Here is a 12,925-nt window from a genome sequence, read left to right as displayed (position 1 = left end):
ATGGCACCCCGCCGGGTTGTCGTCGACCACGGAAAGGGGCGTGTGCCTGGAAGGGGGAGGGTTCGTTCGGACCGCACGATTTCGCGGACCTGTGACCGACAGCCGGATCAGCCGTGCTCGGCGAACTCGGTCACAGCCGCCGCCAAGATCCGCGCCCTCGTCGCCGCGGCGTCGCGCGCTGAAGAGCGGTGCACGCGAGAGCACGAGCTGCCCGTCACTTCCTGGCCGAGGCGGAGCTCGTGATGCACGCGCGCGCCGTAGCTTTCGGCGTCGATCATCGGGCCACCTCGGCGCGCCGGGCTCCGGTGAGCAGCTCCGCTGCATCCTCCGGCGTGGCCACCTCACGTCCGGCGGTGCGGGCCATGTCGATCACGCGCTGCACGAGTTCGGCGTTGCTCGGAGCACCGTCCTCGGTGTGGTGGTAGTCGCCCAGGCCGATGGCGACGTGCCCGCCGCGCTCGATGATGTGCGGAGCGAGATCGAGGATGCTCGCCCCCACCAGACGCACGGCCCAGCTCAGCGGGAGACCTTCCGGGAGCAGGGTGAGGTAGGCCTCCAAGCCGGCGCGGGTGCCGGGGTGGCAGCTGAAGGCCCGTCCCTCGGAGAGGGCGAGGTGCAGCCAGCACGGCGCGTCGAAGTGCCCCATCCCGTGCAGGATCTCGACGAAGCGCAGTTGCGCGGCGTTCCAGATCGTGAGGTTCGGCTTGACTCCGAGCTCACGCATCCCGTCGGCCAGGTAACGCAGGGTGCCGGTGGAGTTGACGTAGACGGCCTCGGTCGTCTCGAAGTCACGACCGTCGCGGGTGAGCAGATCCATGTTGCTGCTGCCCATGTCCAGCGGAGCGAAGTCGGGGCGGAGACCGTCGTCGCCCAACCGCCGGAGGGGGTCGAGGCGCACGGCGCGGTCCGTCCCCTGTCGGTTGGCGCTCAACGACGTGTGGACCAGGATGTCGGATCCGTCCCGGATGTTGCGCACCGCTGACCGCAGGGTCTCGTGAGTCAGGTCGGCGGCGCCGTCGGCGGCGCGCGGGTGGAAGTGGTAAACCGCAGCACCCGCGGCACGGCAGGCCGCAGCGTCGGCGCCTAGCTCCTCGGGGGTCCACGGGACGTGCGGGTTGTCGTCGCGCATCTCGTACTCGTTGGCGCAGACTTCGATGATCAGTTTTTCCACGGGAGGGCTCTCCTGCGTCTCGGTGGGTTCAGTTCGCTCGGGCCGCGGTCCTGGTCGGCGGCGAGATGTTCTCCAGGGACTGGCGCGTGGTGCGCGGACCCCACAAGGCCACCGCCACACCCATCCCCACCAGTCCGGTGCCCAGTACGAGGTAGAGCTGGGTGGCTCCCCACGCGCTGTACAGGGCGGCCACGGCCAGTCCGGACATCACCCCGGCGATCCGGCCGACGCCGTTCACGCAGCCGGCACCGACGCCGCGTACCTCGGTCGGGAACACTTCTGGGATGTAGGTGTAGAAGCTGGTGCTCGCCGCGGACAGCGCGATCTGGGCCACCATGCCCGTCACCACGGTCAGTACGGGATCGGTCGTCGCGCCGAAGGCGATCAGGGCCGCGCCCGCCACGCTCCCGGAGACCAGCAGTGCGGTCCGGCGTTCGATCCGGTCCGCGAACGCGAAGAGGAACAGCGGTGCGGCGAGCGGACCGAGCGCGATCAGGGCGGCGATCCGCAGAACGGCATCCTGCTCCATCCCCCGGTCGGCCAGCACGGTGGGGAACCAGGACAGGAACCCGTAGAGGCAGAAGATGAGCAGCGCAAAGGTGCCGCCGAGGACGACGAGGCGCCGTCGGTAGGTCTGCTGGAGCAGGTCGCGGAACGATCCGAGGCGGACCGGGGGCGGCTCGGGCGCCGCCACCGGCAGTGGGCGGCGGGTCGCGGCGGCGCGCTCGAGGCGCTCCACGACCGCCAGCGCGTCGTCCGTCCGCCCGTTCATCGCCAGCCAGCGCACCGTCTCCGGGAGGGCGGCGGCGACCAGGCCCGCCACGATCAGCCCGGCCGCCCCGAGGACGAACACCCAGCGCCAGGCTCCCACACCCTGCGGGGCGATGACGAGCACCGAGAAGGCGGTCAACGGCGAGGCCACGAAACCGAAGAAGGTCATGACCGTGAAGAACCGGCCGCGGGAGATCCGCGGGTACATCTCGCTCAGGTACACCATGATCACGCCGGTCGCCGCCTGCACGCCGACCCCGGTGAGGATGCGTCCGACGACCAGGACCTCGAAGTTCGGCGCCATCGCCGAGACGAGCGAGGCGAGGGAGTAGAAGACGGAGCTCCAGATCAGCAGCGTCTTGCGACCCCACCGATCGGACAGCCTGCCGCCGAGGACCGCCCCGATGAGCATGCCGAGGAAGACCGCCGACGTCACCGATCCCACCTGGCCCAGGCTCAGGCCCCACTCGGCGCGGATGGAGGGGGCGAGGTAGGAGAACGCGATGTTGTCGAAGTTCTCGACCAGGTAGCCGGAACCGAGCACACTGATCCAGACCAGGTGCCACTTGGTGATGGGGATTCGTTCGAGCCGGCTGATCGGGCCGGCAGGCGCCGCCGATGTCGCGGCGAACTCGTCTTCCGTGCTGCTGGACGCGCTCATCGTGTCCTCCAGTTGCTCACGCGCGGTTCCCGATGGGCAGCGCTGTCACTTGCGTGCGGAGCGGGGAGCGGACGGTGCGACCGACCCCTGCGGGTCGTCCCGGCAGGAGCGGCGCCGCCCCCGAGCAGCTCATCGACCAGCGGCGTGCTCCCGCAGCCTGCGGGCCAGGTCCTCGTCCCAGGCGGGGATCGCCATGAAGTCGAACCCCTCGTCGATCGCGGCGAACGGGTCCGCGGCCCCGGCCGCACCGACCGCGACACCGGCCGCCCGCGCAGCCGCGACCACCTTCTCGCGGTGGGAGCGCAGCTGCGGGTGGTCGATGTCCCAGTCCCGCAGCCCGAGGCTGAGGCCCCCGTCCCCGGGGCCCCAGAGCACGGCACTGAGCCCCGGTGCCCGTACGAGGTCGTCGATGGCGTTCCACGCGTCGTGGCTCTCGGCGAGCACGGTCAGGGCGAGCTCGCCGTCGGACGCCGCCGGCCACAGGTCCGCCCGGGCGAAGTACTCGCCGATGTCAGGCACTCCCCAGTAGCGCATCGCGCGAGCCGGCAGAGCGCCACGAACACCACCGCCGTCGGAGCTGCCCGCCGCCGGCGGGTAACGCATGGACCGTGCCGCCGCCGCGATGTGGTCGGGCGCGGTGACGTGCGGAACGAGCAGGCCGAAGGCGCCGTGGTCGAGGACCTGCTTGGCCATCCACGAGCTGAACTCGGCCCCCGTGGACGGGATCCGCACGATCGGGGTCGCCACCGTCGGCCGCTGGGCGGCGTTGCGGCGGCTCAACAGCCACTGCAGAGTCTGCTCCAGCTCCGGGAAGGAGAATCCGAGGTGCTCCATGTCCAGGATGACGAAGTCGGCGCTCGAGTCGCCCACCCGGCGGGCCTCCTCGTGGTCCCCGACCTGGACCCACGACCCGACGGCGAAGGTCCCGCGGTGCAGGGCGGCGGTCAGGCCGTTGAGCTGCGGCCCTGCAGAACGCTCCGGTTCACGCCCTGGTGCGGCGTCGTCGAGCACGAGGTCTCCTCGTCGAGGTGGTACGTCGGACTGGCCAGAACGGTAGGCCTGCCAATGCGGTGGGTTCGAGCAACAGGTGTCGCGGAACTGGGCGCCGAGCCCCTACACGTGTAGTGGCGGCTGCCTGCGTCTGGCAGTGTTCGTGCGGTTCTGGGTCGCGTCGGCGTGCGCCCGGAGACGGCGTCGGACGGGGCACGCTATGGAGTACCTGTTCCAGGAACTGGTCGACGATCTGTTCCGCACCTTCGGCACGCCTGCCACGTTGCTCGACGCACAGGACCGGGTCCTGGCGTTCTCGGACCAACCGCCCGAGCTGGCGGACCCGTTGCGGCGACGAGTCCTGCTCGTGAGCGACACCGAGACCGAGATCGGCCGGGCGGTGCTGCACCACGTGAACGACGCGGCGCGCCGTGCGTCGGGCATCGTGCGCATCCCGGCGGCGCCACATCTCGAGCTCTACGAGCGACTGGTGATCCCGCTGCGCATCCGGACGTCGGCCACCGCCTTCGTCTACCTCATCGACCCGGACCGGAGGGTGACGCCGGAAGCACTCGAGCCCTTCTCAACCGCCTTCGACGCAGTTGCCAAACAAGTCGAGTTGCACCGGTTGGCGCGACACCAGGTGCGCGCCGCCGTCGCCGGCCTCGCCAGCAGCGACGAGGACGAGCGGCGCCTCGCTGTCAGCACGCTCGACGAACGCAGCAACGTCCGTTGGCACGCCCCGCTGTGCTCGGTGGTCATCACGGGAGACGCCCCGGTGCGGAACGTCCCGGACGGGTACTGGACCAGGCTGCTCGGCGACGACGGCGAGTGGACCGAGCTGGCGGGACGCATCGTCGCGTTCCTCGGCAACGCCACGCCTGCCCGGCTCGCGGAACTCGCCGCCGATATCGCGTCGGCGCCCCTCGCTGCAGGCCGGCCCGTGCTCGCGGCGGGCGTCGGAGAGGGTGTGGATCGCCTCCCCGAGCTCTCCCGTTCCTACCGTCAGGCCGTGCGAGCGCTCAGGTTCGCGCAGTCGACGGTGACCGACTCGCCGGTTGCGAGCTGGTCGACACTGGGCGCTTGGCGAACCGTGCTGGCCCTCGAGCCGGACGACGCGCGGGAGTCCGTCGATCCGCGGGTGCGGCGGATGACCACCAGCGAGCCCGCGGCGACGCTCGGCATGCTACGCAGCTACCTCGAGCGGGAAGCCGATGTCGAGGAGATCGCGGCGGCCCACCACCTGCACCGCACGACCCTTTACACCCGGTTTCGACGGTTGCAGGAGCGCTACGGCCTGCGCTGGGAGCACGGGGAGGACCGGTTCGCCGCCGCCCTCGGCATCCGGGTCGCCCAGCTCTACGACCCCGTGGGTAAGCAGGAACTGGCCCCCGCAAACCACCCGGCGGAACTGTGAGGCCGGGGTAGCCGCCGTGCCGGAGAGCGCCGGACCGGGGCGTCCCTTCGTCCCTTCTGCGCGGGCTTTCCGGTCTGCTTCCCGGTCCTCGCCGCGCCCGCTGCGTTCACCGGCGTTGGCCGGGCAGGGCCGTGGCATCCGCTCCGGATCGCTGGTGAGGATGGGGTGGCGGTGCGGTCAGGATCCGCGTGCCGTCAAGGCGAGGATGCTCCGCGCAGTCGCGAGCACGGCCTCCTCCGGCGAGCGCGGCGCCCATCCGAGCACGCGCTGCGCTTTGGCGCTCGTTGCGTCGCGCGGGGTCCCGAGCATCGACAGGCTCAGACGGAGCTTGACGTCGAACAAGGCGACGATCCGCACGACCCAGTCCGGGATGGTCCTGGTGGGGACCTTGCGCGCCGCATCGCCCAGCCCGTCCCGGAGCGTCCGCGCCATGTCGGGCAGGGTCATCAGCCCGGCCGTTGCGACGAAGCGTTCGCCCGCAGCGGCGGGGTGCGTCATCGCGCGCACGTGGAGATCGGCGACATCGCGGGCATCGACGATCCCGACCGTCGCCCGCGGGAGTACGGGGGTGCCTCCCTCGAGCAGGAGCGCGATCGCCCCCACGGAGGTGCCGTAGTCGCTGCTGAGGACCGGGCCGAGTATGCCGGTCGGGTTCACGACCGTCAGCTCGAGGCCTTCGCGCTCCGAGAAGTCCCACGCGGCGCGCTCGGCGAGCGTCTTGGACTTGGCGTACGCAGTCACGCCGGGTCCGGTGAGGTCGGTCCAGGTCCTCTCGTCGTAGGGCGTGGTCATCGGGGGGTGCCCGTAGTCGATCGCTGCCAACGACGAGGTCAGGACGACCCGCTCGACATCGCCGCGACGTGCGGCGCGCAGAACGCGCAGCGCGCCGTCGCGTGCCGGCACGATCAGGTCGTCCTCGTGCGCGGGGGGTGCGGCCGGGAAGGGAGAGGCGACGTGCAGCACGTGATCGCAGCCGGCGACAGCGGCGTCCCACCCATCGTCCGCGGTGAGATCCGCCTGCACGACCTCGACGTCGGCTGCGGCCGTGCTGCCGCCTGCGGCGACCATGGAGCGGACGCGGTCGGCGCCGCGCTCGGAGCGCACGGTGGTGCGGACGGGGAAGCCGCCCTCCAGCAGGCGCAGGATGCAGTGCGCGGCGAGGAAGCCGCTGCCGCCTGTCACGAGCACTCGGGGATTCGTCATGACCGGCTCCTCCTCTCGTCCGTGTCGGTATCGGAAGACCGGCCGCTCCTCCCGACCGCTCCCCACATCGCGGTGAAGCCCGCGCGGCAGCGGCCCTCGAACTCTTCGGGCTCGCGCGACGCCGCTTCCATGGTCGTGGCGGCCAGGGCGGCCACCGTGGCCACGAGGAACTCGAGCGGCTGGTCGGCGAAGGGTCCGCCGGCCTGTGCTTGCGCGAAGAGCGAGTCCGCGCCCCGCATCGCGGCGACACCGTCACGACGGGTCTGGCCGGTCAGCTCGTGGGAGGCCTCGATCAGCATCAGCACGCGCTGCTTGTCGGGGTCGGCGGCACCCCAACGGACCCACCGCCGCCAACCCTCCCAGGCACGCTCCCGCAAGGGGCCGTCGGGAATGGGGGGCTCGACCACCGCGGCAGCGAGGTCGCGCTTGAGGTGGAGGTACAGCTCGTTGAGCAGCGCCGTCTTCGTCGGGAAGTAGTTGAACAACGATCCGACCGAGAGCCCCGCCTCGGCCGCGATCGACGCGGTCGGCGCCGCCAATCCGTCGCGCGCGATTGCCCGTGTCGCAGCCTCCAACACCGCCGCTCGGCGCTGGTCGCTCAATGTCCGTGGCATCTCCACCCCTATAAACGACTGAGTACTCAGTCAGGTATAGCACGGCATGCGGAGAGCCGGCACGAGATGGTGACCCCGATGTCGGATGCCGAGCAGAGTGCTCGCGGCGGCACGGAAGCCTTCCACGTGCTCTCGAGCCACCGTCGCCACGCACACGGGCAGGGTCACGCCCGTATCCGGCCAACTCGAGGGCATCGGCAACCGCAGTCGGCGCGGGAGCGCCGTCCAGCTCGGCCTGCGCGGCGGCCCGCTGGGCCTGCGCCTCGTTGATCGCGTCGACCATGGCGTTCGGGTCGATCCCCGCTGCGATCGCATCCTGGAACCGCCTGAGCCGCTTCTCGGCGTCCGCGAGCCGCTTCTTCGCCGGCCGGCGCGGGCCTACGACGGAGGACAGCCCGGGGCAATCACACACTGCGCGCAGGCACCACCGCGGTGCGCAGCGGGAGCAGCGCACCGTGGAAAGAGGCGAGCTCGCCGATCATGGCGTCGGCGGCTTGCTCCATCGCCTCGGTCGCGAGGAAGCAGCCCTGGTCGTCGATCCGTTCGGCAACGAACGGGATCCGCACCGCCGTCGGCGCCGACACCATCTGCAGCGCTGCCGCGACCTGTTGGAGCTGCTGGACCGCTCGGGTCCCGGCCGCGATGCCGCCGTAGGAGACGAACCCGACGGGCTTGTGCCGCCACTCGTGGAACAGGTAGTCGAGGGCGTTCTTCAGCGACGCGGGGTACCCGTGGTTGTACTCGGGGGTGACGATGACGATCGCGTCGGCCGCCTCGACGATCGCGCTCCACGCCCGGGTGTGGTCCTTGGTGTACCGCCGCAGGATCGCCGGCGCGGGTTCGTCGAGCATCGGCAGCGCCAGATCGGCGAGGTCGACGAGCTGCACCGTGAAGCGGTCGTCCGTGATCGCGCGGGCGGCGCACCAGTCGGCCACGGAGAGGCCGACCCGCCCGGGCCGTGTGCTGCCGACCAGCACCAGGAGCGTCGGCATTCCGTTCTCCGTTCGTGTCGATCCGGGGATGCGCAGGCGCTCAGGTGCGCGCCGGTGCCCGGGTGACGCCGGCCGGGTCGGCGAGGTCGGAACCGGTGGTCTCGTCCAGCGTGAGGACGCACGCGATCGTGAGTGCGCACCCGGCAGCGATGATCACCGAGAGCAGGACGGTGCCCCCACCGGCCGCGAGGATCGACGCGAACGCGACGGGCGCGGCGCCGCCGGCCACGCCGGCGAGCTGGTAGGCCAGCGAGGCCCCGGTGTAGCGGACGCGCGTGGGGAACAGCTCGGAGAAGAACGCGGCCAGCGGGCCGGTCGCGCACGCGCACACGACGCCGAGCCCGACGACGATCGCGACCGTCAGCAGCGCCGGCGACCCGGTGTCGATGAGCGGGAAGAGAACGAAGAGCCACACCGCCAGCCCGATCGTGCCGGCGATCACGAGCGGGCGGCGACCGTAGCGGTCCGACAGCGCGGAGAAGCCGACGATGCCGACCACCGCCACGATCGACGCGGCCGTCATCGCGTTGAGCACGGTCTGGCGCGGGAAGCCGACCTGGACCGCGTAGGTGAGGACGAACGTCGTCAGCGTGGTCTGCGCGACGAACAGGCCGACGGCCACGCCGATGGCCTGGAGCAGGCGCACCCGGTGCTCCCGCAGCACCTCGACCAGCGGCATCGCCCGCGCCGGGCCCGCCTCGGCGAACACCGGGGTCTCCGCGACGCGGGCCCGGACGACCAGCCCGACCACGAGCAGCACGACGCTGGCGAGGAACGGGATGCGCCAGGCCCACGCCAGGAACTCCTGCTCGCCGACGGCGCCCGCGGAGAGGGTCATCATCAGGGTGGCCACGACCAGCCCGCTCGGGGCGCCGGCGTTGGTGAAGCTCGCCCACAGGCCGCGCCGCGTGACGGCGTGCTCCGCGCTCATCAGGACGGCCCCGCCCCACTCGCCGCCGACGGCCACGCCCTGCAGCACGCGCAGCAGGACGAGCAGGATGGGCGCCCAGGCGCCGATCTGCGCCGACGTGGGCAGGAGCCCGATGAGGGTGCTGCTCAGGCCCATCAGGGTCATGCTCGTCACGAGCATGCTCTTGCGGCCGATCCGGTCGCCGAAGTGGCCGAAGACGATCCCGCCGAGGGGGCGGGCGAGGTACCCGGTCGCGAGCGTGCCGAGGCTGGCGATCGTGCCGCTCAGCGGGTCGAGGTCGGCGAAGAAGACCCGGTTGAAGACGACCGCGGAGGCCGCCGCGTAGAGCGTGAAGTCGTAGTACTCGATCAGGCTGCCGACGTAGCTCGACAGCACGGCGCGCCGCAGCTGGGGGGACGGGGCAGTTCTCGGTGCCGTCATTGGCATCCTCATCTGCTGAGGGGTGGCTGGCGAAGGACGAGCGGGGCAGAGCGGGGTCGAACGACGTGCACGGCGCCGCTGCACCGCCTGAGAGCAGCGCGTCAGGCGGCGGACGGGCGGGCGGTGAGCCGCTCCCAGTTGCCGTGCGCGATCAGGTGCCGCTCCTGCTCGGTCAGCAGGTCCGCCTTCTCCAGGAAGTCCCGGGACGCTCCGCCGCCGATGTCGGGCAGGTACGGGTAGTCGGTCGAGAACATGATCCGGTCGGCGCCGACGATGTCGAGCGCCCAGGCCAGGTAGCGCTGCGAGTACATGCCGCTGGGCGTGTAGAACACGTTCTGCCGCAGGTACTCCGGGAGCGAGCGGTCCAGCGCCGGGTGCATCGCGCTGTCGAGCAGCTGCACGCGCTCGGCGTAGAAGAGCACGACCTCGCCCCAGTGCCCGACCACGACCTGCAGGTCGGGGTGGCGGTCGAAGACGCGACCGTAGATCATCCGCAGCAGCTGGACGCCGGCGTCGTAGTGCCAGCCGATGGCGCCGGTGGAGAACGCGAAGTCCGCCGCCGGGTTGCCGAGGCCGCTGTAGTACGCGTCGCGGACGGCCTGCGGGGGCTGGGCGGGGTGCAGGTAGACGGGGACGCGCAGCTCCGCGGCCGTCGCCCACAGCTCGTCGAAGGCGGGGTGGTCGACGTTGCGGTCGCCGACGCGGCCGAACATGAAGCCCGCGCGGAACCCGAGCTCCTCGACGCCGCGGCGCAGCTCGACGGCCGCACCGGCCGGGTCCGGGGTCGGGAGGTTGACGAAGCCCTGCAGGCGATCGGGGTGTGCCGCCACGGCGGCCGCGATGCGGTCGTTGGCATCGCGGGCGAGCGCGACCGCCTCGGCCGCGGGCAGCTGCTCGAGCCCGGGACCCGACACCGAGAGCACGTGCACGTCGACGCCGGCGTCGTCCATGGCGGCCAGCCGGCCCTCGGCCAGGTCGGCCAGCCGGTCGAGCAGCGGCCCGCGGCCGAAGGGCAGGGAGCGGGCGGTCCAGGCCGCCACCAGCCCGGGGGTGCTCATGTGCTCCTCGAGGCAGACGATCCGCAGGCGGTCGGCGGATCCGGGGAGCGCTGCGGCGGTCGGATCCTCGCCGCTCGGCGTGCCCGACTCGGTCATGGTGCCTCCATCTCCGTCGATGCCGGCGCACGGTGCGCAGGAGCATTTGCGGCGGTCCGCGCCGCCGGGAAATACGGTGTCGCCACCGGGTCATCGGGCTTGCGGACCCGCCGCTCGAGCAGGGCGTCGAGGGTCCCGCGGGCCGCGGCGAGCTGCCCTCCGCACGTTCTCGGCGTCGAGCGCTTCAGGCGGGCCTGCTGCCGATGGCCGTGATGCCAGCCGCGGGGCGCACGGTGCGCCGGGCGATCAGCCATGCGTCGCCGACGTTCCGGAACTCGTCCACGGAGTGCCCGATCGTGACGTAATCAGCGGGCCGGAGCTCGCCGCCGTGAGCGTTGGCCACGAACCACTGCCACACGGTGACGTACGTGATGAGGCGCGGGGTTCCGCCGTCCCAGACGAAACGATGTTGCCCGACCACGTGCGCGACCATCTCCTGCGTCGCCGCCGCGCCTTCGAGGAAGTCCGCGTACTCGGCGCGACTGGTGAACTCCAGAGCGCCGCCCTTCATGCCGTACGTGATCGTGGCGTCTTCGGTGAAGCACGCGCACGCTTCGAGGTGGGATCGCTTGTCGTCCAGGACCTCGAAGTAGGTGAGATACGTTTCCCAACACGCACGTTCGGCCGCCAGCGTGCGGATGGCCGCCTCTGGAATCGACAGATCACCGAGCATGGTCACTGCTCCGTCGGTCATTTCCGTCACCCTTCCGTCGATCCATCTGCGTCACCGGCTGAACGACGGTCGGGGCAGCTGCAGGCTGCGTTCCGCCTGCGCCACGTCGGCCACGGTCCGGCCCACGCCGCCCACCAGCGCGACGGCGCGCTCCACGAGCGGGAGGTTGCCGGCGGCCGGCTCGCCCTTGGCGACGTGGAGGGTGTCCTCGAGACCTGCGCGGGCGTTGCCGCCCAGCGCCAGCCCGATCGCGGTGAGCTGGAGGTTCGCCCGGCCGATCGCGATGACCTGCCACACGCTGCCGGCCGGCAGCCTGCGCACCGTGGCGAGCAGGTTGTCGGCGGTGGCCGCCATTCCGCCGCGCACGCCCAGCACGATGCTGAACTGCAGCGGCTCCTCGAGCAGGCCCTCGTCACGCAGCCGCAGGCACGCGTCCAGGTGCCCGGTGTCGTAGATCTCCAGCTCGGGCTTGACGCCGAGCTCGCGCATGCGGGCGGCGAGGCGGCGCACGTCCTTGGGCGGGTTGCGGAACTCCCCCTCCCCGAAGCTCATGCTGCACGGGTTGAGCGTCGCCATCCGTGGCCGTAGCTCGACGAGCCGTTCCCGCTCCTCGAACGGCACGTCGAGGCCGACCCCGGTGGACAGCTGCACGATGATCGGGCACCGCTCCTCGATCAGGTCGATCGTCCGGCGGGCGATGTCCGGATCGGCGGTCGGCCGGTCGTGCTCGTCGCGCAGGTGCAGGTGGGCGACGGCGGCCCCGGCCGCGTACGCCTCGGCCACCGCGTCCGCGATCTCGTGCGGCCGGGTCGGCAGGTTCGGGTTGTCGGCCTTCGTCGCGATCGGCCCGGTCGGGGCGACCGTGACGACGGCGCTCACGCGTCACTCCCGGGCGCGCGCTCCAGCGGGTGGAACAGGCTCGTCTCCATCAGCTCCGCTGCGGCGAGCCCTTCCGGGGTCAGCCGGATCGTGCCGCCGCTCTCGACGAGCCAGGCCAGGTACCCGCCCTCGGGATCCTCCCGCGGACCCCAGTGCGCGACGGCCTTCGGGATCCAGATCCCGCTACCGGCCGTGTCGAGCCCGCCGTAGGGAGCGGGCCCGCGGAAGTAGAAGACCAGCTCGTCGTAGTCCGCGTTGTGGTGCTGGGGCGGCCGCCCACCCGGGCGGGAACTCAGCGTGTACAGCAGGAGGTCCTTGGTCGGCGTCTCGGCGAAGTGCGACGGCGGCCCGCCGGCCGGCAGGTAGGCCACCGGCTGGATGTCGGCCAGGTTCACCTTCCACACCGGCGCCTGGCCGTAGACGATCTCCGTCATCGCGAGCGGGTCGTTCGCCATCGTGAACCGCGTGATGCCGTCGGTCGTCCTGATCAGCAGCGTCGTCACGCCGCTCTCCTGCGAGACCTTCGCAGGATCGGGACGGCGGACCGAGCGCGCCGCGTTGATCATCCCGGGCTGGGCCTGCGGATTCATCGAGACCGCCTCGGGGGCCTCGATGATCACGCGCAACGTGCTCGGGGTCGCCGGCACCACCCGATAGGACACCGCGCGCGGGAGGAACACGAAATCACCGGGCTGCACCGCGAGCGTGCCCCAGTCGGTGACGTACTCCAGCTCGCCCTCCTGGACGAAGTGCACCTCGTCGAACTCCGCGTTGCGCCAGACGAACGGGGTCGGCTCCGACCGGGCCGACACCGACAGCACCAGATCGTTGCGGGACCGGGCGAACACGGTGGGCAACTCGGCAGGATCCGTCGCGTCGACCGCCTTGACGGCCGTGAGATCGATGCGGTGCGGCGCGTGCGGCCCGACCACCTCGGTGTACTCGTTGATGGGATGCGGCCGCAGCGCCACGACGAAGTCGCCGAGGAACCCCTCCCGACTCCAATTGTGCGGATAAACGCTCTCGTCCATCTTTTCCTCGATTCCTTC

The 12,925-nt window shown here is 71.5% G+C and carries 13 protein-coding genes; 1 reads left to right on the top strand and 12 read right to left on the bottom strand.

The genetic code is table 11. From position 1 onward, the window contains the following. Positions 1-107: 107 nt before the first annotated feature. From FB388_RS39800 to FB388_RS06040, 4 genes are all read right to left on the bottom strand, one after another. Positions 108-278, bottom strand: coding sequence for a hypothetical protein (locus FB388_RS39800; RefSeq protein ID WP_211361787.1), 171 nt, complete (start codon positions 276-278; stop codon positions 108-110). Next, entirely contained in the window at positions 275-1,171 is an 897-nt protein-coding gene (locus FB388_RS06050; protein WP_142098024.1) for a beta-keto acid cleavage family enzyme, read from the bottom strand. Before FB388_RS06050 ends, FB388_RS39800 begins: the two co-directional genes overlap by 4 nt. Positions 1,172-1,199: 28 nt before the next feature. Beyond that, positions 1,200-2,603 (bottom strand): MFS transporter, encoded by a 1,404-nt coding sequence (locus FB388_RS06045; protein ID WP_142098021.1) that lies wholly within the window; start codon positions 2,601-2,603, stop codon positions 1,200-1,202. A gap of 129 nt (positions 2,604-2,732) precedes the next feature. Continuing rightward, complete coding sequence (locus tag FB388_RS06040; protein WP_142098018.1) at positions 2,733-3,614, bottom strand: aldolase/citrate lyase family protein; 882 nt, start codon at positions 3,612-3,614, stop codon at positions 2,733-2,735. 199 nt (positions 3,615-3,813) lie between these two features. Between FB388_RS06040 and FB388_RS06035 the strand changes: the two genes are divergently transcribed. Next, positions 3,814-5,010, top strand: coding sequence for a PucR family transcriptional regulator (locus FB388_RS06035; protein ID WP_142098015.1), 1,197 nt, complete (start codon positions 3,814-3,816; stop codon positions 5,008-5,010). 177 nt (positions 5,011-5,187) lie between these two features. Here FB388_RS06035 and FB388_RS06030 read toward each other — a convergent pair whose 3' ends face one another. The 8 genes from FB388_RS06030 to FB388_RS05995 form a co-directional block, all read right to left on the bottom strand. Further along, positions 5,188-6,213, bottom strand: coding sequence for an NAD-dependent epimerase/dehydratase family protein (locus FB388_RS06030; protein ID WP_142098012.1), 1,026 nt, complete (start codon positions 6,211-6,213; stop codon positions 5,188-5,190). Next, positions 6,210-6,815, bottom strand: coding sequence for a TetR/AcrR family transcriptional regulator (locus FB388_RS06025; RefSeq protein WP_170225490.1), 606 nt, complete (start codon positions 6,813-6,815; stop codon positions 6,210-6,212). The genes FB388_RS06030 and FB388_RS06025 overlap by 4 nt, the downstream gene beginning before the upstream one ends. A 416-nt stretch (positions 6,816-7,231) precedes the next feature. After that, positions 7,232-7,819: an NADPH-dependent FMN reductase gene (locus tag FB388_RS06020; protein ID WP_142098006.1), complete on the bottom strand. Its 588-nt coding sequence runs from the start codon at positions 7,817-7,819 to the stop codon at positions 7,232-7,234. Between the two features lie 40 nt (positions 7,820-7,859). After that, a complete protein-coding gene (locus tag FB388_RS06015) occupies positions 7,860-9,176 on the bottom strand; it encodes an MFS transporter (protein ID WP_142098003.1) in 1,317 nt (438 codons plus the stop codon). Positions 9,177-9,271: 95 nt separating this feature from the next. Further along, positions 9,272-10,324, bottom strand: a complete 1,053-nt coding sequence (locus FB388_RS06010; RefSeq protein WP_211361786.1) for an amidohydrolase family protein — start codon at positions 10,322-10,324, stop codon at positions 9,272-9,274. Between the two features lie 184 nt (positions 10,325-10,508). Next, the gene (locus tag FB388_RS06005; RefSeq protein WP_142098001.1) at positions 10,509-11,018 is read right to left on the bottom strand and encodes a nuclear transport factor 2 family protein; all 510 of its coding nucleotides are present in this window, start codon (positions 11,016-11,018) and stop codon (positions 10,509-10,511) included. 30 nt (positions 11,019-11,048) lie between these two features. Beyond that, complete coding sequence (locus FB388_RS06000) at positions 11,049-11,876, bottom strand: beta-keto acid cleavage family enzyme (protein WP_142097998.1); 828 nt, start codon at positions 11,874-11,876, stop codon at positions 11,049-11,051. Next, positions 11,873-12,907, bottom strand: coding sequence for a homogentisate 1,2-dioxygenase (locus FB388_RS05995; protein ID WP_142097995.1), 1,035 nt, complete (start codon positions 12,905-12,907; stop codon positions 11,873-11,875). Before FB388_RS05995 ends, FB388_RS06000 begins: the two co-directional genes overlap by 4 nt. Positions 12,908-12,925: the final 18 nt, after the last annotated feature.

Origin of the sequence: Pseudonocardia cypriaca (genome assembly GCF_006717045.1) — a bacterium.
Taxonomy (GTDB): domain Bacteria; phylum Actinomycetota; class Actinomycetes; order Mycobacteriales; family Pseudonocardiaceae; genus Pseudonocardia; species Pseudonocardia cypriaca.
The sequence above is the reverse complement of the archived record's forward strand: the minus strand, read 5'-3'. Positions and strand labels throughout refer to the sequence as shown.

Excerpts from the sequence above, each read along its gene's own strand:
- FB388_RS06030 (WP_142098012.1), bottom strand. The coding sequence starts at position 6,213 with ATGACGAATCCCCGAGTGCTCGTGACAGGCGGCAGCGGCTTCCTCGCC.
- FB388_RS06045 (WP_142098021.1), bottom strand. The coding sequence starts at position 2,603 with ATGAGCGCGTCCAGCAGCACGGAAGACGAGTTCGCCGCGACATCGGCG.
- FB388_RS06015 (WP_142098003.1), bottom strand. The coding sequence starts at position 9,176 with ATGCCAATGACGGCACCGAGAACTGCCCCGTCCCCCCAGCTGCGGCGC.
- FB388_RS39800 (WP_211361787.1), bottom strand. The coding sequence starts at position 278 with ATGATCGACGCCGAAAGCTACGGCGCGCGCGTGCATCACGAGCTCCGC.
- FB388_RS06020 (WP_142098006.1), bottom strand. The coding sequence starts at position 7,819 with ATGCCGACGCTCCTGGTGCTGGTCGGCAGCACACGGCCCGGGCGGGTC.
- FB388_RS06005 (WP_142098001.1), bottom strand. The coding sequence starts at position 11,018 with ATGACCGACGGAGCAGTGACCATGCTCGGTGATCTGTCGATTCCAGAG.
- FB388_RS05995 (WP_142097995.1), bottom strand. The coding sequence starts at position 12,907 with ATGGACGAGAGCGTTTATCCGCACAATTGGAGTCGGGAGGGGTTCCTC.
- FB388_RS06010 (WP_211361786.1), bottom strand. The coding sequence starts at position 10,324 with ATGACCGAGTCGGGCACGCCGAGCGGCGAGGATCCGACCGCCGCAGCG.
- FB388_RS06035 (WP_142098015.1), top strand. The coding sequence starts at position 3,814 with ATGGAGTACCTGTTCCAGGAACTGGTCGACGATCTGTTCCGCACCTTC.